This is a genomic window from Pseudoxanthomonas beigongshangi (assembly GCF_016820515.1).
In the GTDB taxonomy this organism is placed as follows: Bacteria; Pseudomonadota; Gammaproteobacteria; order Xanthomonadales; family Xanthomonadaceae; genus Pseudoxanthomonas_A; species Pseudoxanthomonas_A beigongshangi.
The window spans coordinates 171,119-189,859 of record NZ_JADHDV010000003.1 but is presented as its reverse complement, the minus strand read 5'-3'; the positions used below and the strand labels follow the sequence as shown (position 1 = coordinate 189,859).

The window sequence follows — 18,741 nt, the reverse complement described above, 5'->3', positions numbered from 1 at the left end:
CCGCCGCGTTGTTCCGATCGAAGCACCGGCCTGCGGGCGGTTCCTTCCCCGTCCGCACCAGGTGCGCCATCGCCACGACAGAGGCAGGTGCGCCATGAACGATTCGGACTTCATCCGCGCCATGCGGGCCACCCTGGGGCCGCTGGCGTTCCTTTCGCTGCAGCATCCCGCGCGCCACGCGGTTCCAACGGCCCCGACCAATGAGGAACGCATGCGCGCCTATCGCAACACCCTGCCGGTCCTGCCGGGCAACAATTACGGCTGGCGGTTCCGACAGGCGCGATAGCGTGGGTGCGGCAGCCTGAAACGCCCGCTCGCGCGGCGACCGGGCGGACGGGCGGACGGGCGGACGGGCGACCGCGGATGGGCGCGGTCGCCGGGCGGCCTTGACCTCAAGCGGGCTTGAGGGCGCACAGTGGCATTCCCCCCGATCCCCGCCATGCCCATGATCCCGACCCTGCAGCACGCCTATCCCTACCTGCAACGGCTCGGTCATGCCGCCGCGCCGCCGCCCACGCTGGAGACCTTGCGCGAATTGCAGCAGCGGCACACCGCCGAGTTTCCCTTCGAGACGCTTTCGACCCTGCTGCGCCTGCCGGTGCCGCTGGACCTGCCGGCACTGGAACGCAAACTGCTGTTCGAAGGTCGCGGCGGCTACTGTTTCGAGCTCAACCGCCTGTTCCTGGCCCTGCTGCAACGGCTCGGCTTCGAGGCGCGCGGACTGACCGGGCGGGTGCTGATGGACGGCGCGGCCGACATCGTTCCCGCGCGCACCCACATGCTGGTGCTGGTGGAAATCGATGGCGAGTCGTGGATCACCGATGTCGGCTTCGGCGGCATGGTGCCCACCGCGCCGCTGCAACTGGAAAGCACCGAGGCGCAGTCCACGCCGCACGAGGTCTATCGGCTGGAATCCGGCGAAGGCCAGTACACCCTACGCGCGCGGGTGGCCGGGGAGTGGCGGCCGCTGTACGCATTCGACCTGCAGCGACAGGCCGACATCGATTTCGTGGTGGGCAACTGGTACGTGTCCACCCATCCGGATTCGACGTTCCGCGATCAACTGCGGGTGGCGCGCACCGGCCCGGGCTGGCGCAAGACCCTCAAGGGGGGCAGCTTCGCGATCCACCGGATGGGCGCCGCCAGCGAGCGCCATGCACTGGCCGGTGCGGATGCGGTGATCCAGGTGCTGCATCGCGAGTTCGGCCTGCGCGTGCCCGCGCATCCCGATCTGCATTCGAAGATCGAACGGCTGCTGGCGCCGGCGGTGGCCACGGCATGAACACCGGCCGCCGGCACAGGCGGCGATGACCCGGCACGGGATAAGCTCGGCGCCATCCTTCTTTCCGGGCGGTGCCGATGCGCGCGATCCACCTGTGCTGTGCCATGTTCGTCCTGTTGTCCTGCGCGTTGTCCTGCACGGCACGCACCGCCGAACCGGCGGCCATGCGGGAGTCCACCACGGCGACCGCCCCGGATCGCCGCATCGCCGTCACCATCGATGACCTGCCCTGGCAGCGCCTGGGCGAAAGGCCGGTGGCGGATTTGCCGGAATGGCATGCGCGATTGATGGCGCAACTGCGCAAGGCGGACGTGCCGGTGGTGGGCTTCGTCAACGAGGGCAAGCTGGAAGTGGACGGCGTGGTGCAGCCCGAACGCCTGCGGATGCTGCGCGACTGGCGCGACGCCGGCCATGAACTGGGCAACCACACCTTCGATCACGTGGATCTGCACGAAGTCGGTTTGCCCGCGTTCGAGGAGAACATCCTCAAGGGCGAACGCGTGCTGCGCCCGCTGCTGGCCGAACAGGGCAAGGCGCCGCGCTGGTTCCGCCATCCCTACCTGCGCGCGGGCCGCACGCCGGCCGACCGCGCCGCGTTGACGGCGTTCCTTGGCACGCATGGTTATCGCGTCGCCCCGGTCACGGTCGACAACGGCGAATGGGTCTGGGCCTTTGCCTACGCCAACGTGGTGGCGCGGACCGCCAGCACCGATCGCGACGCCACGCTCGAACGCCTGCGCAAGGGCTACGTGCCCTACATGCTCAACAAGCTCGACTACTACGAACAGCAGTCACAGGCATTGCTGGGCTATGCATTGCCGCAGGTCTGGCTGATGCATGCCAACGAACTCAACGCGGTCGCGTTCGCCGGACTGATCGACGGCGCCCGTCGTCGCGGCTACACCTTCGTGACGCTGGAACAAGCCCTGCGCGATCCCGCCTACCGGCGCGGCGAGGAAGGCTATGACGGACGCTTCGGCCCGAGCTGGCTGCACCGCTGGGCGATGGCCGAAAAGAAACCGAAGACCTTCTACGCCGGCGAGCCTGCGGTGCCCAAGTGGGTGATGGATCTGGCGGGCGTGGACGGCGAATAGGCACGCCTTCGACCGGAATTCGCGCGGAGCCACGGCCGCCCCTGTACGGCCGTGCTCCGATCAGGCTGGCCCCCTGTCATCCGGCCTCCGCCGGACATCACGCCCCGTTCCCCAACGGGATCGCACCAGCCCTTGCTCCTCCCTGCGTCCCGCACCTCTCCATCCCCACGCCTGGAAATACGCAGGCTTCGTGCCATTGCAGGAAATTCCGCCTTTTCAACGACATGCGACAAGCGGCGGCCAGCAGCGGAGGTGACGCCGACGCCGCGTCACGTCAGTTGTTGACCCGGCCCGACCGTGGACGGAAAGCGTGCCAACTGCGACGATGCGCCCCGGGGAGGCGCATGCACGGGGCATGCGGAGGACTGCCAGGGATTCGGAATCGGAATGCGCAAGCGGACTTGGGGTGGGTTGTTGTTGTGCCTGGTGCCGATGGCGGCGTGGGCGCAGGGGAGCGATGCGGGCACCAACGTGGATCTGGCGCCGTATCTGCGGCCGGATCAGTTCGAACGGATCAAGATCTCCCCCAGCGGGGACTACTACGCGGTCACCGTGCCGCTCGAGGATCGCACCGTGCTGGCGATCATCCGGCGCTCGGATCGCGCGGTCACCGCCAAGATTGGCGGCGATCGCGATTCGGTGGTGGACGATTTCTGGTGGGCCAACAACGAGCGCGTGGTCGTATCCATGGCCGAAAAGCTGGGTTCACGCGACCAACCGTCGGTGCTTGGCCAACTGCATGCGGTGAATGCCGACGGCAGCGGCGCGCGCCTGCTGGCCAGTCCGTTCGGTACCGGCGAGATCGGCAGCCGTACGGACACGCCCGGCCCGCCGCGCGCGGTCTTTCTCACCGACACCCTGCCGGATGACGAGCGCAACGTGCTGGTTGCCGCGATGCCGCTGACAACCGATCCCTACATCTCGATCGACCGGCTCGACATCTACACGCGACGGCGAATCACCGTGGCGACCGCGCCGGTGCGGCGGGCGGATTTCACCACCGACCGGGCGGGCGTGGTCCGCTTCGCGCACGGCGCCGACGTGGACAACGCCAGCCGGCTCTACTATCGCGACGGGGACCGGGCCGAATGGCGCCTGATCAACGACGAGAACGAGACCGGGCATCGCGAGTTCCCGCTCGGATTCTCGGCCGACGGCGGCACCGCCTATCTGCAGGTGGAGCAGAAGAACGGCCCGGACGCGGTTGTCGCCTGGAATCCGGCCGACGGCACATATACCGAGCTGTTGCGCGACCGCGTCGTGGACCCCTTCCGCACGCTCTACGACGTCGATGGACGAACCCCGATTGGCGTGTCCTATGTGCATGAGGGCGTCCGCAACGCCTTCTTCGACGAAAAGGGCAAGACCGCGCGGTTCTACCGCGCGCTGGAACGCGCGTTCCCGGGGCATGGCGTCCACATGACCTCGATCACCGCGGATGGCCGGCTGGCGCTGCTGTTCGTGTGGAGTGACCGCAACCACGGCGACTACTTCCTGTTCGACACCGTCGAGAAGAAGGCGGACCGGGTGTTCTCCACCCGCGAATGGTTTGATCCCGCGGTGGTCCTGCCCACCCGCCTGGTGCAGATGAAGGCGCGGGATGGCCTGCCGTTGCATGGCTACCTCACCCTGCCGCGCAACGCCGCGGCGCAGGCGCCAATGGTGCTGCTTCCGCATGGTGGCCCGTTCGGCATCTTCGACGAATGGGGATTCGACAGCGAGGCACAGATGCTCGCCGAGGCCGGTTACGCGGTCCTGCGGGTCAACTATCGCGGTTCCGGCAACTACGGACGCGCGCACGTGCAGGCCGGTGCGCGCGAGTGGGGTGGCCGGATGCAGGACGACCTCACCGACGCCACCCGTTGGGCCATCGAACAGCGCATCGCCGATCCCGCGCGCATCTGCATCTACGGCGGCAGCTATGGCGGCTACGCGGCGTTGATGGGCGCGGCCCGGGAACCGGACCTGTACCGCTGCGCGGCCGGTTACGTCGGCGTGTACGACCTGCGCCTGATGCACAGGCGCCAATCCAACCGCAGCCGTTCGGGCAAGACCTGGGCGGGCGAGTGGATGGGGCCGCCCGAAGGCCTGGCCGAGCGCTCGCCCACCACCCTGGCCGCGCGCATCAAGGCACCGGTGTTCCTCGCCGCCGGCGGACGCGACGAGCGCGCGCCGCTCGCGCATTCCGAGCGCATGGAGAAAGCGTTGAAGCAGGCCGGCGTGCCGGTGGAAACCCTGTACTACAAGACCGAAGGCCACGGTTTCTATACCGAAGAGCACCGGCGTGAGTACTACACGCGCCTGCTGGCCTTCCTCTCGCGCCACCTGGGCGGCAAGACCGCGCGCTGAATCATCCGCGCCGGTCGCGACCCACCCAGCCGGCTGCCAGCACCAGCCACAGGCCGATCAGCGCGATGACGGCCTTCTGGCTGGCGCCCCTCGGCAGATCGCGGACCAGCACGTGTGTCCACAGCGCGAGGAAACACAGCACCGCCAGCCAGAACGCGGGCGCGAAGCGGTGCCGGAAGCCCGGATCGGCACGCCAGCGCCAGGCCTGCAACAGCATCGCCACGGTGACGCACAGGAACGCGGTCTGCGCCGCGAGTCCGTGCACCAGGCCCTGCAAGGTCAATGGACGTCCGGGAAAAGGCGTTTGCGCCAACGCCGTGATCGCCAGCGCGACGCCGGCCACCACGAACAGCAGCAGCGGAGCCGCGCTGCGGGCCTGCGCCGCGCCGCTGCGATACGCCGACACGCCCAGTCCGATCAATCCCGATGCCAGCAACAGGTATGCCGCCTGCAGCAGCGGACCGTGTGGACCGACCAGATAGAAACTCAGCGGCGTGCGTTGCCAGTCCAGATCCGTACGCAGGAATTGCAGCAGCGATGCCATCGCCAGGAACACGAGGCACGTCACCTGTGTCGCGGTGGCGAGCCGGCGCGGCCAGGTGGGTGCGGTGACAGGGAGGGCGGCGTCGTGGACGGGGTCGGAAGACATGGACCGTGATGTTAGCGATCCCGGCGGACGAGGGCGTCGGCGCATGCAAGAATGTGACCATCGCCACGACCGCCGCGCCACGATGGCTGCCGCGCCGTTCGACAGGAGCCCGTACCGGCATGACGCGCAAAACCTGGTTGGGTCTGGTCATCGGCCTGACTGCCCTGGCCCTGGCGGCCACGTTCTTCTTCGATCCCTTCGCACCCGCGGTGAAGCCGCGCGTCGGACCTGCACCGACGCCGTTGGGCTGGGCCGCGCAGCTCGAATTGATTGCCGGCGACGGCATCCGGGGTGATCGCGACGGCCCGCCGGCCGCCGCGCGCTTCGCCGATCCCTACGGAATCGCGATGGCGGGCGACGGCACCGTCTACGTGGCCGATGGCGGCGACAACAACCGCATCCGCCGGATCGGCCGCGACGGGCAGGTGGCGACCTTGGCCGGTTCGGGGGAGGGATTCCGCGACGGCGCGGGCACCGCGGCGGCGTTCCACACGCCGTCCGGACTGGCGCTGGATCGCGCCGGCAATCTGTATGTCGCCGACACCGGCAACCACGCCATCCGCCGGATCACGCCGCAGGGCATCGTCAGCACGCTGGCCGGCGACGGCACCGCCGGCCATCGCGACGGCGCGGCCGCGCAGGCGAGGTTCGACGGACCGACCGGCGTGGCGGTGGATGCGCGGGGACGGGTGTACGTCGCCGACACCTACAACGACCGTATCCGGGTGATCTCGCCTGACGGCCAGGTCACCACGCTGGCCGGTGGCGGGTATCCCGGCTTCGTCGACGGCGTGGGAGCGGCGGCGCGTTTCGACACGCCCACCGCGCTGGCGATCGATCGGCAGGGGGTGTTGTGGGTGGCCGATCTGCGCAACAACGCAATCCGCCATGTCACCGCCGATGGCGTGGTCGGCACCGCCAGGACCTGGTGGCCGGATGGATCCACCGGCATCGGCCGTCCGCTGGCGCTGGCGATCACCCGCGACGGCGTGTTGTATGTGTCGGAAATGAGCGGCGGCCGCATCCTCCAGATCGCCACCGACGGCCATATCCGCGTGATCACCGGGCTGGCGCAGCAGGAGCGTCTCTCGCGCCCGGCTGGTCTGGCGCTGGATGGGCGCGGCGTGCTGCACGCCACCGATGCCACCGGTTACCGTGTGCACCGCATCGCGCCGCGTACCGCCACGCCGCCGCCCCCGGTCGCCGGTCCCGCTCCGCACGCGCCGCTGCCGGACACGCAGGGACGCTGGCCGCTGCATCCGCAGGACGGCTGGCACGAAGTGGTCGGCACGCTGGGCGAAGTGCGCGGCAATTTCCGCAAGGAAAACCGCGACCACCTGCACAGCGGGCTGGACATCCGCGGCGACATCGGCCAGCCGGTGCTGGCGATCGCCGACGGCAAGGTCAGCAGCCCCTATGCCGCGTGGGGACATGGCGGGCAGGGCGAGGGGATGGGGCTGGACATGCTGGCCTACATCCACATGCGGGTGGGCCGGAGCGCGCGCGGGGAGGTGACCGATCCGCGCTTCCAGTTGCTGATGGACGAAGCCGGCCAGCCCGAACGCATCCGGGTCCGGCGCGGCACCCGCTTCCACGCCGGCGACGTGCTGGGCACCATCAATCCGATGGCGCACGTGCACCTGAGCGTCGGCGCCAGCGGTTACGAGCGCAACGCGATCGCACTGGGTTTCGCCGGCTATGCCGATCACCAGCCACCGCGCATCGACGGCATCCACCTGCTCGATACCCTGGGCCAGCCACTGACCGAAAAGGAAGGCGGCCGGCTGATCGTGCCGCGCGAACTGTCCGGTGTGCAGATCGTGGCCGAAGCCTGGGATCAGGTCGATCGCAACCTGCCGCGCCGCCGGCTGGGGCTGTACGCGCTGGGCTACCAGCTGCTGGACGCCGAAGGCAGGCCCCTGCCCGGCCACGAGGCGCCGCGAATGAACATCGAGTTCAACCGCATGCCGCCGGATCCGGACGCGGTGATGCTCGCCTACGCGCCGGACAGCGGCATCACCGTGCACGGCAGCGCCATCACCCGCTTCCAGTACGTGGTGACCAACCGGATCCGCGATGGCGTGGTGGAAGCCGGAGCGTGGCAACCCACGGAACTGCCCGCCGGCGAGTACCTGATCCGGATCACCGCACTGGACTACAGCGGCAACGCCGCCGCCGCCAACCGCGATCTGCGGATCCTGCTGCGCTAGACCGATGTCTGCGCACAGCCGGCTCGTGCGCGCATAGAATGCCCGACCATGCCCAAGACGCCCCGCACCAACATCGTCGCGCTCCCGGTGTCCACCGCCAGCGCCCACCGGCTCGGCTACATCGGCCGGGTGCCGACCGCCAAGGCCCGCGACGCCGATTCCTGGTTCACCCCGCCGGAGTACCTGGACTCGGTGCGCGCGGTGATGGGTGGCATCGATCTGGACCCCTTCACCTCGGAAACCGCCAACGAGATCGTCGGCGCGCGCCGGATTCTCACCGCCGAGCGTTCCGCGTTCGACGAGGACTGGAACGTCGGCCGGCGTGGACGGGTGTTCATGAACCCGCCCTACTCGGCGGGCCTGTGTGCGCGCGCGGTCAATCGTTTCGTCGATCAGCTGGAAGCCGGCCAGTTCGGCGAGGGCGTGGTGCTGGTCAACAACGCCACCGACACCCGTTGGTTCAACGTGCTGGTCGCGCGCTGCACCCGCATCTGCTTCACCCACCACCGCATCAGTTTCTGGAACGCGGACCGCAAGCACATCTCCGGCAATACACGCGGGCAGGCGTTCTTCTATTTCGGCCGCAACGCGGACAAGTTCGCCCGCATCTTCAGCAAGCACGGCTTCGTGGTGCACCCGGTGGCTGAAACCGGACCGGCCTGAATTCCTTTCCCGTCCGTCAGGCGGCGGGCGCGCCGGCTGGCCGCATCGCGTCGCTCAGGGACGCGCGGCCACGGTCGCCTGGTTGTCCCCGCCATCGCCCGAGATTTCCAGCAGGCGCAGTGGTTGGCCGTCGTGGCGATACTCCAGCCCCGCCTGCACGGCATCGATGGCACGGACCTGCGCGCACAGGCCGTCCGCGCGCGCCTCGATGGCCTTCGTGCGCACTTCCAGCATCTGCTCCAGCTCTCGATCCATCTTGTCCGCGCGCGCTTCCAACTGCCCAGCGCGGCCGGTGAACACGCTCCACAATGCGCTGCGCCCGATCATCGAGGCCATCGATTCGGCCGCGTTCTCGATGTTCTCCTCGAACTTCTCGTCGAAGACTTCCTGATCCCAGCGACCGCGACCCAGGGTGCGATCGACATGGGCGATCGCTTCGCTGCGGAAATCGTCCACCTTGCGCGCCTTGCGCTTGCTGCCGGTCATCGCCTCGACCACGCCGGACAGCGCATCGAAGGTCACCTCGACCGAATCGCGGGCCAGCCCGGCCACTTCCGGCATCAGCCGGTAGGCCTGGTATTCCAGCTGGCGCAGGCGCTGCGCGTCGGCATCGCTGATCGTGCGTACCTTGCGGTCCACGCTCAGTTCGCCGTCGTGGAAGAACACCTCGCGCGGCGAACCCTCGTCGCGGTACAGCCACACGCCGCCGGTATCGACCAGCACGTTGTACGGCGTGCTGATGCCGCATTGGCGGGAATCGACCTTGGGCCGCACCGGCTCCCCGGCGTGGCCCGCCAGCGGCAGCAGCGCGAGGACGGACAGGATGAGCGGCAACGGGCGCATGGCGGTATCCGGGTGGAACGATGGCGCAAGCTTCGCGGATGCGCGCCGGCGCGACCCGTGGGAAAAGTCATGGCGACCACCGTCACCCCGTCCTCCATGTGAAGCGGAGCCAGCCCCGGCCACGCCTTCCCCGGTGAGGCACGCGGGAAACTCCGCCCGCGTCGCCGCTTGATGGGAGCGCGTATGCTGGCGCGATGGAAACCTATATCGCCCTGCTGCGCGCCGTGAATGTCGGTGGTACCGGCAAACTGCCGATGGCCGAACTGCGCGCCATGTGCGAGGACGCCGGTTTCCGCGACGTGCGCACCTACATCGCCAGCGGCAACGTGGTGTTCCGCAGCGCCAAGCGGGCCGCGGGGGTGAAGGCCGCACTGGAGGAACGCCTGGCCGCCTACGCCGGCAAGCCGGTCGGCGTGGTGCTGCGCCAGCATGCGGAACTCGTGCGCGCGCTGGAGGCGCAGCCGTTCACCACGGCGGCGCCCAACCGGGTGGTGGTGATTTTCCTGGACGAACCGCCGCCGGCCGATACCCTGGCCACGCTGCGGCATCGGCGCGACGAACAGGTGGCATTGGGTGAACGCGAGATCTACGTGCACTACGGCGACGGCATGGCCGACTCCCGCCTGGTCATTCCCGCCGCGCGGGCCGGTACCGCGCGCAACCTAAACACGGTCGCCAGGCTGATCGGGATGGCGGCGGAGTAGGGCCTCGTCGTTGGCCGAACCGATGGGCGGCCGGCGGCGCGGATCAGTCGACCGGCTTGAGCAGTTCCCGGATGTCCACCGACAGCGCGTTCGCCAGCCGTTCCAGGCCGTCGATGGAGATGTTGGTGACGCAGCGCTCCAACTGTGACACGTAGGTGCGATGGAACTCGCCGAGTTCAGCCAGTTCTTCCTGGCTCAGATTGCGCGCCTTGCGCAGTTTCTTCAGGTTCACGGAAATGCGTTCGCGCGCGGTAGTCGCGGAGCGCGGCGGGGACGACGGCTTGGCCATGTCTCAGACTCACCCGCTACCGTTTGACAATCTACAGAGCATTCATCTACCGTGTTTGAATCTCGTTTTTCGTCAACGGGAAAGCCGCTGGACGGGCACGGGATCACATCGACTGAACGCACAAGGAGGTTGCCCGTGCATCCGTATTCAAGAAGTGAAACCGCTCACCAGGAAAGCGTGGACGCGATACCCGCGGAGAGCGTCGCGTCCAACGAAAACTCACTGTCGTAATTGCTGCACCTGCTGCAGGGGGCGCACGAACCGGTCCTGGCCGACGTCGGCATCACCCGCTTCCCGCCGGCGCGGCTGGAGGCCCTGCACGGCAATGCCTCCCGCGAGGCCGAAACCTGCCTGGATCGGGCGCAGCTGATGCTCCACCTGATGGAGGGCGCGCTGGAAGGCGAGCACCCGCCCGAGCCGGCGCTGCTGCAGCGGGTGGCCCAGCAGATCGGCCGGACCCTGGCCGACCATCGCCGCTGGCGTGATCTGGCCGACAACGCGGCGTATTACCGCGACCATCCCGGCGTGAAGGCGCGGATCAGCGCGCAGCTGTAAGCCGCGCGATGGCGGAACTCAGCCCAGGCCGACCCGCTGCCGTTCCAGCCCCATGTCGTGCACCGGCCGCACTTCGATGCAGCCGAAGCGCGACCACGGAAACTCATGGGCGATCCGCACCGCCTCGTCCAGGTTGTCGGCTTCGATCAGATTGAAGCCGGCCAGCACTTCCTTGGTCTCCGCGAACGGACCGTCGGTGATCGCCGGCTGGCCGTTGCGGACCCGCAGCGAGCGCGCGGTCCGTGCCGGTTCCAGCTGCTGGCTGGCGATCAGCGTGCCGGCCTGCTTCAGCTCGTCGGCGTGGCTCAGGCAGCCACGCATCAGTTGGTCGTATTCGCCCGGGGGCAGGGTTTCCAGCAGGGCGTCATCGGTATAGACCAGCAACAGGTACTGCATGTCTTGCTCCAGTGAGGGGACGGGGCCGCCGCCAGAGCGCGCATGATGCCGCATCCGGGCGGGGCGGGCATCCTCCGACCCAGGCGTCGCAGCGGCCGAGACCGGCGCTGCCCGGAATCGCCCGCCGCGGAAAACTTTTTTTCAGGGGGCTGTCGATCCCCGCCCTTCACGCCCGTCGTACCCAGTAAGCAGCGATGCTCCGGCCTCCGGACGCCGCCCTTCCCATTCCCTCCGAAGGAGTACGACATGAAAGTGATTGTGTTCGTGAAAGCCGACGCCGATACCGAAGCCGGCGTGATGCCCACCCAGCAACAGCTGGAAGAAATGGGCCGTTTCAACGAGGAACTCGTCAACGCCGGGGTCATGCTGGCCGGCGAGGGACTGCGCCCGACCTCGCATGCCGCGCGCGTGCGCTTCGATGGCAAGCAGCGCACCGTCATCGACGGTCCGTTTGCCGAGACCAAGGAATTGGTTGCCGGCTTCTGGATCTGGCAGGTGCGTTCGCTGGAAGAAGCCATCGAGTGGCTCAAGCGCGCGCCCTTCGACGGCGGCGCCGAGGTCGAAATCCGTCCGATCTTCGAACTCGACGACTTCGGCGAAGCGCTCACGCCGGAACTGCGCGAACAGGAAGAACGCCTGGCCGCGCGCATCGCCGGCGAGAAGTAACGCGTATCCGCTCCATCCGCATCCTCCCGCAACATCCCTGACAAGAGAAGGAATCCTCCCATGCGTCTCAAGCACTATCTCAGTTTCGATGGCGATTGCCGCCAGGCCCTGACCTGGTATGCCGGATTGCTGGGCGGCCAGGTGGCCGCGATGCAGAGCTTCGGCGAAACCCCCGGTTGCGGTGATCTTCCCGCCGCGCTCAAGGAGCGGATCCTGCATGGCCGCGTCGACGTCGGCGCTTTCAGCCTGATGGGTACCGACGCCACGCCCGATCATCCCTACCAGGGCATCACCGGTGCCTACGTCGTGATCGATCTGGATGATCCGGAAAAGGCCGAATCGCTGTACGCCGCGCTGTCCGAAGGCGCGCAGGTGGTCGAGATGCCGCTGCAGCAGACGTTCTGGGCGCGGCGCTACGGCAGCCTCGCCGATCGGCATGGCGTGCGCTGGATGATCAACTGCACCTGAGCCCCCGCAATTTCCTCCCGAAATCCATACGCCATACAACCAGGAAAATTCCGATGCCCACGCAAATCTTCGTCAATATCGCCGTATCCGACATGGCCCGCTCGAAAGCGTTCTACGAGGGCCTCGGCTACCACTTCAACCCGCAGTTCACCAACGAGCAGGGCGCCTGCCTGGTCATCAGCGACACCATCTACGTGATGCTGCTGACCCGGGAATTCTTCCAGGGCTTCACCGACAAGGCCCTGAGCGATCCGGGCACGCATGCCCAGGCCATCCTGTGCCTGTCCGCGGACGACCGCGCCGGTGTGGACAAGCTGGTCGACGCGGCCATCGCGTCGGGCGGCCGCCAGCCGCGCGAGCCGCAGGATCATGGCTTCATGTACCAGCGCTGCTTCGAGGATCCGGACGGCCACCTGTGGGAAGTCGTCTACATGGACATGGCCGCGATGCAGGAGCAGGAACAGGAAACGGAGCAGGCGTCATGAAACTGGTGGTGACCGCCTTCCTGAGCCTGGATGGCGTGGTGCAGGCGCCGGGCGGTCCGGACGAGGACCGCAGCGGCGGCTTCCGGCATGGTGGGTGGGCCGCGCCCTATTTCGACGAGGCGATGCTCACCCTGATCAACGGCGGCATGGCGAATCTCGATGCCCTGCTGCTGGGCCGACGCACTTACGAGATGTTCGCCGCCCACTGGCCGCATGTCGGCGACGAGGATCCGGTGGCCGCGCGCTTCAACCGCATCCCCAAGTACGTCGCCACGCGCACGCTGGACACGTTGGCATGGCAGGGCAGCGAGCGGCTGGAAGCCGACGTGGCGGCGGATATCCGCCGGCTGAAGCGGCAGCGCGGCGCCGAACTGCAGGTGCACGGCAGCGGTGGGCTGGTGCAGACGCTGCTGCGCGAGGATCTGATCGACGAACTGCAGCTGTGGTGGTTCCCGGTGGTGCTGGGCGAGGGCAAGCGGCTGTTCGCCGACGGCGCGGTGCCGGCATCGCTGCGTCTGCAATCGCACCAGGCCTTCGATACCGGCGTGATCCGCCAGTGCTATCGCATGGAGGGCCGGCCGGAGTATGGCTACTTCGGCCTGGAGCAACCCTCGGCGGAAGAGCTCGAGCGCCAGCGGAAGATTGCCGCCGGCGAGGACTGAGCGAGGAACATTCCGGACCGGCACATCCCAGGAGCAACTCATGTCGCGGCTGCGTTTCCGTATTTCGATCTCGCTGGACGGCCATGTCGCCGGTCCGCGACAGAGCGTGCAGAACCCGCTGGGCATCGGCGGCGAACGCCTGCATCACTGGGCGACCGCGCTGGCGTCATGGCGCCGGGCGCACGGCATGGAAGGTGGCGACGTCAACGCCAGCACCGCGGTCATGGAGGAATCGATGGCCGGCATCGGCGCCACGATCATGGGGCGCAACATGTTCGGCGGCCATCCGGGCGGATGGAACGAGCGCACGCCCTGGAATGGCTGGTGGGGGGATGACCCGCCTTTCCACCATCCGGTATTCGTGCTGACCCGCCATCCGCGGCCACCGCTGGCGTTGGGCGACACGCGCTTCCACTTCGTCACCGAGGGCATCCATGCCGCCCTTGAACAGGCGCGCCGCGCCGCCGATGGCCGCGATGTCGCCCTGGCCGGAGGTGCGCAGGCGGCACGCCAGTACCTGTCGGCGGGCTTGGTCGATGAAATGGAGCTGCATCTGGTGCCGGTGCTGTTGGGCGGCGGCGAACGCCTGTTCGAACGGATCGGCGACGATCTGCACGGCCTGGCGCTGGTGCGCACGCTGGCCACGCCGGCGGTCGTGCACCTGAAGTTCGAACGCACGGACGGCGCGCGGTCCGGTGCGCTGAGCGGAGGGCGGAAGCGATGAAGTATCTGTGCCTGGGCTACTTCGATCCGGAACGGATGGACGCGTACCCGCGCGAACAGGTCGAACAGGCGATGCGGCAATGCGAGCCGCATCTGGAGGAGCTGTATGGCAGCGGGCAGGTCATCCTGGACGCCGGGCTGGGTCGGGAAATCCACAGCCTGCGCCGGGTCGGGGACGCGGTGCGGGTGGCCGAGGGACCGTTCGCGCCGGGCGAGGCACGCGTCGGCAGCGCGTTCCTCATCGAGGCCGACGACATCGACCATGCCGTGCGCATCGCGATGCTGCACCCCACCACGCGGCTGGACGAGGGCGAGGCCTGGGGATGGGGCATCGAGATCCGGCCGCTGCATTACTTCGAACTGGACGGCTGCTAGCGGACACGGCCGACGCGGCCGACAGGGCGGCTTCCGGACGGCCGCGCCCAGGGAAGGCGAACCGCCCGCGGACCTGGACAAAAAGGGGTGTGCCAATGAGGCGTCCGCCATTCAGCTTGCACGGTGCGCCGGGCGGTGGTCAGATCGCCGGCCATGGCCCCCCACGATCTGCACCGCACCCTCGACGCGCTCTGGCGAATGGAATCCCCGCGCCTGATCGCCCGCCTGACCCGCATGCTGGGCGACGTCGGCCTGGCCGAGGAGATGGCACAGGACGTGCTGGTGTCCGCGCTGGAACGCTGGCCGGCGTCGGGCGTGCCCGACAATCCCGCCGCCTGGCTGATGACCGCGGCCAAGCATCGCGCCATCGATCGCCTGCGCCAGCACCAACTGCACGCGCGCAAGCACGACGAACTGGCTTACGAGCTGGATGGGCAGGACATGCCCGGCCCTGACGACAGCGACCGGCTGGAAGACGACATCGGCGACGATCTGCTGCGCCTGGTGTTCATCGCCTGTCACCCGGTGCTCTCCACCGAGGCGCGGACGGCACTGACCCTGCGCCTGCTGGGCGGCCTGTCCACCGATGAAATCGCGCGCGCATTCCTGCAGGCGGAGCCGACCATCGCCCAGCGCATCGTGCGCGCCAAGCGCACCCTGGCGCAGAAGCAGGTGCCGTTCGAAGTGCCGCGCCGGAGCGAACTGGCCGAGCGCCTGGATTCGGTGCTGGAAGTCGTCTACCTGATTTTCAACGAAGGCTACTCCGCCACCGCCGGCGATGACTGGATGCGCCCGGCGCTGTGCGAGGAGGCCCTGCGCCAGGGTCGCGTGCTGGCCGGACTGGTACCGAACGAACCGGAAGTGCACGGCCTGCTCGCCCTGATGGAACTGCAGGCCTCGCGGGCCCGCGCGCGCACCGCGCCCGACGGCACGCCGATTCTATTGCTGGAACAGGATCGCGCGCGCTGGGATCGCCTGCAGATCCAGCGCGGCCTGCAGGCGCTGGAGCGCTCGGTGAAACTGGGTGGCGCGCAGCTGCCCTATACCCTCCAGGCCTCGATCGCCGCGTGCCACGCCCGCGCCGTGCGCGCCGATCAGACCGATTGGCCCCGCATTGCCGCCCTCTACGCGCAGCTGGCGGCGGTGATGCCGTCGCCGGTGGTGGAACTCAATCGCGCCGTGGCCCTGAGCCGCGCCGAGGGCGCGGCCGCGGCCTTGCTGCTGGTGGATGCACTGGGCGAGGAACCGCTGCTGCGCGAATACCCGCAGCTGCCTGCGGTCCGCGGTGACCTGCTCGAACAACTGGGTCGCCGCGGCGAAGCACGCGAAGCCTTCGAACGTGCCGCCGCCCTGACCCGCAACGCCCGCGAACGCGACCTGATGCTGGCGCGTGCGGCGGCGTGCCTGGATGCATGAAAAAACCTCTCCCGCGAACGGGAGAGGTTGAGGGCACTTCATCTTGGTGGTGGATCAGAACCGCTGCTGGTACTTCATGTAGATGAACCTGCCGATGTCGAAGTCGCCGTAGTACGGGAAGTCGCTGCTGCGGGCATTCGAGTTGGAGAACAGCAACGGTCCGCGGTGGTTGAACATGTTGTCCGCACCCAGAGAAACCGTCGCTTCCCACGGCAGGTTTACGCGCGCCTGGATGTCGTGGAACGTGTTGGCGCCAACGCGGCGGGCGGCACTTTTCTCGCCGTCGGCATAGCGGCCGGGATCGGTGCACGGCCGGTTGGGGACACAACTTTCCCGCATGCCGGAGTAATAGCGCGCGGTCCACGAAATGCCGAACTCGTTCTTCTGCCAATCGACACCCAGGTTGGAACGAAGCCGGAAGATGCCGGGGATGCCAACCGAACCGCTCATGATGTCGACTCCGTGGCGGTTCTGCTTCTGCTCGTCGTACTTGCTGACGTAGGAAGACTGCCAGTCGATGCTGAACTGTCCTGCGGCAAACTCGGGAAGCCGGTACTTGACGCCCAGGTCGTAGCCTTCCGTCTCCATGCGGCCCAGGTTGATGAGTCCGTACGTCATTCCGGTGATATGGCCGTCGCTCGGATCGCGCTGAACGGAGGAGCAGCGGGATGCATTTCCGAGGACATAGCAATCCCGAAGAATGCGATCAACGCTGTCGGAGATGATCATGTCCTTGAGCGAGTAGTTGTACCAGTCCAGCGAGATATCCAGGCCTTGCACCCAGCGCGGACTCCACACTACACCAACGGTCTTGCTGCGGGAGGTTTCCGGGCGCAGCTGCGCGTTCGGCATCCGGATGAACTGGTCCGGCGTCTGGCAGGGGTAGCTGGTGCAGGGAATCAGGCCCTGTCCCAACTGGACATAGCCCACGGGGACCCCGGCGGCATTGCAGGCGGCGTTGCCATTCACGCTGTCGGTGGCCTTGGTGCCGCAGGGATCGGTGTAGCGCTCGAAGCTGGTGGAGAAACCGCCATAAAGATTGCTGATGGAGGGAGCCCGGAAGCCTTCGGCGAACGTGCCGCGAACCAAGAGCTCGTCCAATGGACGCCACGTGAACCCGTACTTGGCGTTGGTGGTGTCGCCAAAATTGCTGTAGTCGGAGTAACGCCCCGCGGCGTTGAACGTCAGCTCCTTGGCGCCCGGCAGGTCCGCAAGGATCGGAACATTCAGCTCCAGATAGACCTCATCCAGTTTGTAGGAACCTTCCGTGGTGGATCCACCCAGGCCTGTGCTCTCACCCGACTGGGAGAACGCATCGGGGGCGAAGCGCCCTTCTTCCTTGCGATGTTCCACGCCGATCGCCAGGCCCACCTCGCCCGCAGGCAGGTCGAACAGGCCGCCCGCGAGGTTGGCGGTATAGCTGGTGGTGCGGGTCAGGCCGGTGTCGGTGTAGTGCGGCAGCAGGAAACGTTGCAGGTCCGCGTTGGCCAGCGATCCTTGGCCATCCACGCCGTGAGGGAGGAGGGGATTCCAGGGACGGCAGGCGGTCAACGGGATGGGGTTGTTGGCAGAGCCGCATTGCGCGACGCCATCACCGTTGATGAATGACGGACCGAGCGCCTGCCGGGTAGCGATCAGGCTGGCGTCGCCATGCCCCGTCTTGGTCAGCGTGTTGCGGTTCCAGAGCGCGCCGATGTCCCAGTTCCATTGGCGGCCACCCATTTCGAAATTACCGTCGAGGCTGCCCGCGAAGCGGTAGGTCTCCAGTTCGCTCCTGGTCGTGCGGGGGACTTCCCAGAGGCGGCGGCGGAAGGTGACGTCCTGGCCGGGCGTCGGATTGAACGCGCTGTCGCGGCTAAGGGGGGTTCCGAAAGCGGCGGACTGATAGGGATAGCCGGCGATCTGTTGATCGGTGGTCCGATGGTTGTAGAGCGCGTCCACGTTGAAGGTCACGCGGTCGTTGATGTCGTAGTACGCGCTGGCGAACACCGAACGGCGTTCGACGCCCGTCTGGAGGTACATCTGCTGGTTGGCGTTTGCGTTGTCCGAAGCGGTGTGCAACCGATAGTCGGCACGATTCGTCGGATCGCCGCCATCCTTCAACGTCCACCACTTTGCGGCAGCCGCAGGCGAGCACGGATCGCAGAACGAGCCGTTCTGGCTGATCGGACTCCAGCCATCACCCTTGTAGTCCGGGCCGGCGCTCCCCCATTTGCTGAACCAGCGATCTCCCGCCGATACGGGCTTCTGCTGATGGTATTCCACCGAGAGGGTGGTTCCACTGCGTTCGCCCTGGGTGCCGAGGCTGAAGGAATACTGATTGGTTCGGCTATCGCCGGCGCTATCCTGGCCCCAATAGGCATTCACTTCCAGGCCTTCAGTCTGTTTGCGCGTGATGACATTGACCACGCCCGCAATGGCATCGGATCCGTAGATCGCTGAAGCGCCATCCTTGAGCACATCGATACGCTCGATGGCCGCCATCGGAATCTGGCTGAGATCCTGAGACCCTCCCGTGGTGGCGCCAAGCCGCTTTCCATTGATCAGAACCAGCGTGCGGGTGTTTCCAAGATGACGGATGTCGATATAGCTTCCACCGACGGCTTCACCCGCAGAAAGCGCGTTGGCGCGCGATATCGATGGGGAACCCGCGGAGGTAAGGTTCTGCAGGACGTCGGCGACAGACGTGAAGCCCTGCTTCTCGATATCCTGGCGACTGAGTGTCAGCACAGGTTGCCGCGTTTCCATTTGCACGCCACGGATACGCGATCCGGTCACCTCGACCTTGTCGAGTGTTGAGACCTGGTCGGACGATTGCGCGAAGGCGGCGGGGGACAGGGCCAGCAGCACGGACGCCTGCAGAACGCCGAGCCGCAGGGCCGACGTGGACTTCTTGTACTTCATTTCGAATG

At 67.4% G+C, this 18,741-nt stretch carries 20 protein-coding genes; 15 read left to right on the top strand and 5 right to left on the bottom strand.

The genetic code is table 11. From position 1 onward, the window contains the following. Positions 1-94 precede the first annotated feature (94 nt). The 4 genes from IQ458_RS03570 to IQ458_RS03555 all read left to right on the top strand — a co-directional run bounded on the left by IQ458_RS03570 (position 95) and on the right by IQ458_RS03555 (position 4,725). Complete coding sequence (locus IQ458_RS03570) at positions 95-286, top strand: hypothetical protein (RefSeq protein ID WP_183640605.1); 192 nt, start codon at positions 95-97, stop codon at positions 284-286. A gap of 153 nt (positions 287-439) precedes the next feature. After that, positions 440-1,282, top strand: coding sequence for an arylamine N-acetyltransferase family protein (locus IQ458_RS03565; protein WP_203321928.1), 843 nt, complete (start codon positions 440-442; stop codon positions 1,280-1,282). 164 nt (positions 1,283-1,446) lie between these two features. Continuing rightward, entirely contained in the window at positions 1,447-2,376 is a 930-nt protein-coding gene (locus tag IQ458_RS03560; RefSeq protein WP_203321967.1) for a polysaccharide deacetylase family protein, read from the top strand. Between the two features lie 387 nt (positions 2,377-2,763). Next, positions 2,764-4,725 (top strand): alpha/beta hydrolase family protein, encoded by a 1,962-nt coding sequence (locus tag IQ458_RS03555; RefSeq protein ID WP_425504626.1) that lies wholly within the window; start codon positions 2,764-2,766, stop codon positions 4,723-4,725. Position 4,726: 1 nt separating this feature from the next. Here the strand turns inward: IQ458_RS03555 and IQ458_RS03550 are convergent, their stop codons facing one another. Beyond that, on the bottom strand, positions 4,727-5,374 hold the full coding sequence (locus tag IQ458_RS03550) for a DUF998 domain-containing protein (protein WP_203321927.1): 648 nt from the start codon (positions 5,372-5,374) through the stop codon (positions 4,727-4,729). 119 nt (positions 5,375-5,493) lie between these two features. Here IQ458_RS03550 and IQ458_RS03545 point away from each other — a divergent pair, with 119 nt between their 5' ends. Continuing rightward, entirely contained in the window at positions 5,494-7,584 is a 2,091-nt protein-coding gene (locus IQ458_RS03545; protein WP_203321926.1) for a gluconolaconase, read from the top strand. A gap of 48 nt (positions 7,585-7,632) precedes the next feature. Next, positions 7,633-8,247: a DNA N-6-adenine-methyltransferase gene (locus IQ458_RS03540; protein WP_183640613.1), complete on the top strand. Its 615-nt coding sequence runs from the start codon at positions 7,633-7,635 to the stop codon at positions 8,245-8,247. A 54-nt stretch (positions 8,248-8,301) separates the two neighbouring features. On the opposite strand, the gene IQ458_RS03535 is transcribed toward IQ458_RS03540, so the two are convergent. Beyond that, positions 8,302-9,090 carry a DUF2884 family protein gene (locus IQ458_RS03535; RefSeq protein ID WP_192199051.1) on the bottom strand — a complete coding sequence of 263 codons (789 nt, stop codon included), beginning with the start codon at positions 9,088-9,090 and terminating at the stop codon, positions 8,302-8,304. Positions 9,091-9,284: 194 nt separating this feature from the next. Between IQ458_RS03535 and IQ458_RS03530 the strand changes: the two genes are divergently transcribed. Continuing rightward, on the top strand, positions 9,285-9,794 hold the full coding sequence (locus IQ458_RS03530) for a DUF1697 domain-containing protein (protein ID WP_192199052.1): 510 nt from the start codon (positions 9,285-9,287) through the stop codon (positions 9,792-9,794). A 43-nt stretch (positions 9,795-9,837) separates the two neighbouring features. On the opposite strand, the gene IQ458_RS03525 is transcribed toward IQ458_RS03530, so the two are convergent. Further along, complete coding sequence (locus IQ458_RS03525) at positions 9,838-10,026, bottom strand: helix-turn-helix domain-containing protein (RefSeq protein ID WP_425504625.1); 189 nt, start codon at positions 10,024-10,026, stop codon at positions 9,838-9,840. A 288-nt stretch (positions 10,027-10,314) separates the two neighbouring features. On the opposite strand from IQ458_RS03525, the gene IQ458_RS03520 reads away from it, so the two are divergent. Next, positions 10,315-10,638, top strand: coding sequence for a hypothetical protein (locus IQ458_RS03520; protein ID WP_203321925.1), 324 nt, complete (start codon positions 10,315-10,317; stop codon positions 10,636-10,638). An 18-nt stretch (positions 10,639-10,656) separates the two neighbouring features. On the opposite strand, the gene IQ458_RS03515 is transcribed toward IQ458_RS03520, so the two are convergent. Further along, positions 10,657-11,034 carry a YciI family protein gene (locus tag IQ458_RS03515; protein WP_183640627.1) on the bottom strand — a complete coding sequence of 126 codons (378 nt, stop codon included), beginning with the start codon at positions 11,032-11,034 and terminating at the stop codon, positions 10,657-10,659. A gap of 246 nt (positions 11,035-11,280) precedes the next feature. Between IQ458_RS03515 and IQ458_RS03510 the strand changes: the two genes are divergently transcribed. From IQ458_RS03510 to IQ458_RS03480, 7 genes are all read left to right on the top strand, one after another. Further along, positions 11,281-11,700 (top strand): YciI family protein, encoded by a 420-nt coding sequence (locus IQ458_RS03510; protein WP_183640629.1) that lies wholly within the window; start codon positions 11,281-11,283, stop codon positions 11,698-11,700. A gap of 60 nt (positions 11,701-11,760) precedes the next feature. Beyond that, the gene (locus IQ458_RS03505) at positions 11,761-12,168 is read left to right on the top strand and encodes a VOC family protein (protein WP_203321924.1); all 408 of its coding nucleotides are present in this window, start codon (positions 11,761-11,763) and stop codon (positions 12,166-12,168) included. Between the two features lie 53 nt (positions 12,169-12,221). Beyond that, the gene (locus IQ458_RS03500; protein WP_203321923.1) at positions 12,222-12,653 is read left to right on the top strand and encodes a VOC family protein; all 432 of its coding nucleotides are present in this window, start codon (positions 12,222-12,224) and stop codon (positions 12,651-12,653) included. Beyond that, the gene (locus IQ458_RS03495) at positions 12,650-13,315 is read left to right on the top strand and encodes a dihydrofolate reductase family protein (protein WP_203321922.1); all 666 of its coding nucleotides are present in this window, start codon (positions 12,650-12,652) and stop codon (positions 13,313-13,315) included. Before IQ458_RS03500 ends, IQ458_RS03495 begins: the two co-directional genes overlap by 4 nt. Before the next feature lie 40 nt (positions 13,316-13,355). Continuing rightward, positions 13,356-14,039, top strand: coding sequence for a dihydrofolate reductase family protein (locus IQ458_RS03490; RefSeq protein ID WP_203321921.1), 684 nt, complete (start codon positions 13,356-13,358; stop codon positions 14,037-14,039). Beyond that, positions 14,036-14,413 (top strand): YciI family protein, encoded by a 378-nt coding sequence (locus IQ458_RS03485; RefSeq protein ID WP_203321920.1) that lies wholly within the window; start codon positions 14,036-14,038, stop codon positions 14,411-14,413. Before IQ458_RS03490 ends, IQ458_RS03485 begins: the two co-directional genes overlap by 4 nt. Before the next feature lie 153 nt (positions 14,414-14,566). Further along, positions 14,567-15,829, top strand: a complete 1,263-nt coding sequence (locus tag IQ458_RS03480; RefSeq protein WP_192199058.1) for an RNA polymerase sigma factor — start codon at positions 14,567-14,569, stop codon at positions 15,827-15,829. A 54-nt stretch (positions 15,830-15,883) separates the two neighbouring features. On the opposite strand, the gene IQ458_RS03475 is transcribed toward IQ458_RS03480, so the two are convergent. Next, positions 15,884-18,733 (bottom strand): TonB-dependent receptor plug domain-containing protein, encoded by a 2,850-nt coding sequence (locus tag IQ458_RS03475; RefSeq protein ID WP_203321919.1) that lies wholly within the window; start codon positions 18,731-18,733, stop codon positions 15,884-15,886. Positions 18,734-18,741: the final 8 nt, after the last annotated feature.

What these genes read in the sequence shown, in the direction of transcription:
- IQ458_RS03535 (WP_192199051.1), bottom strand. Translation starts at nt 9,090, where the DNA reads ATGCGCCCGTTGCCGCTCATCCTGTCCGTCCTCGCGCTGCTGCCGCTG.
- IQ458_RS03560 (WP_203321967.1), top strand. Translation starts at nt 1,447, where the DNA reads ATGCGGGAGTCCACCACGGCGACCGCCCCGGATCGCCGCATCGCCGTC.
- IQ458_RS03540 (WP_183640613.1), top strand. Translation starts at nt 7,633, where the DNA reads ATGCCCAAGACGCCCCGCACCAACATCGTCGCGCTCCCGGTGTCCACC.
- IQ458_RS03490 (WP_203321921.1), top strand. Translation starts at nt 13,356, where the DNA reads ATGTCGCGGCTGCGTTTCCGTATTTCGATCTCGCTGGACGGCCATGTC.
- IQ458_RS03480 (WP_192199058.1), top strand. Translation starts at nt 14,567, where the DNA reads ATGGCCCCCCACGATCTGCACCGCACCCTCGACGCGCTCTGGCGAATG.
- IQ458_RS03530 (WP_192199052.1), top strand. Translation starts at nt 9,285, where the DNA reads ATGGAAACCTATATCGCCCTGCTGCGCGCCGTGAATGTCGGTGGTACC.
- IQ458_RS03495 (WP_203321922.1), top strand. Translation starts at nt 12,650, where the DNA reads ATGAAACTGGTGGTGACCGCCTTCCTGAGCCTGGATGGCGTGGTGCAG.
- IQ458_RS03510 (WP_183640629.1), top strand. Translation starts at nt 11,281, where the DNA reads ATGAAAGTGATTGTGTTCGTGAAAGCCGACGCCGATACCGAAGCCGGC.
- IQ458_RS03565 (WP_203321928.1), top strand. Translation starts at nt 440, where the DNA reads ATGCCCATGATCCCGACCCTGCAGCACGCCTATCCCTACCTGCAACGG.
- IQ458_RS03515 (WP_183640627.1), bottom strand. Translation starts at nt 11,034, where the DNA reads ATGCAGTACCTGTTGCTGGTCTATACCGATGACGCCCTGCTGGAAACC.
- IQ458_RS03485 (WP_203321920.1), top strand. Translation starts at nt 14,036, where the DNA reads ATGAAGTATCTGTGCCTGGGCTACTTCGATCCGGAACGGATGGACGCG.
- IQ458_RS03570 (WP_183640605.1), top strand. Translation starts at nt 95, where the DNA reads ATGAACGATTCGGACTTCATCCGCGCCATGCGGGCCACCCTGGGGCCG.
- IQ458_RS03475 (WP_203321919.1), bottom strand. Translation starts at nt 18,733, where the DNA reads ATGAAGTACAAGAAGTCCACGTCGGCCCTGCGGCTCGGCGTTCTGCAG.
- IQ458_RS03545 (WP_203321926.1), top strand. Translation starts at nt 5,494, where the DNA reads ATGACGCGCAAAACCTGGTTGGGTCTGGTCATCGGCCTGACTGCCCTG.
- IQ458_RS03500 (WP_203321923.1), top strand. Translation starts at nt 12,222, where the DNA reads ATGCCCACGCAAATCTTCGTCAATATCGCCGTATCCGACATGGCCCGC.
- IQ458_RS03555 (WP_425504626.1), top strand. Translation starts at nt 2,764, where the DNA reads ATGCGCAAGCGGACTTGGGGTGGGTTGTTGTTGTGCCTGGTGCCGATG.
- IQ458_RS03505 (WP_203321924.1), top strand. Translation starts at nt 11,761, where the DNA reads ATGCGTCTCAAGCACTATCTCAGTTTCGATGGCGATTGCCGCCAGGCC.
- IQ458_RS03550 (WP_203321927.1), bottom strand. Translation starts at nt 5,374, where the DNA reads ATGTCTTCCGACCCCGTCCACGACGCCGCCCTCCCTGTCACCGCACCC.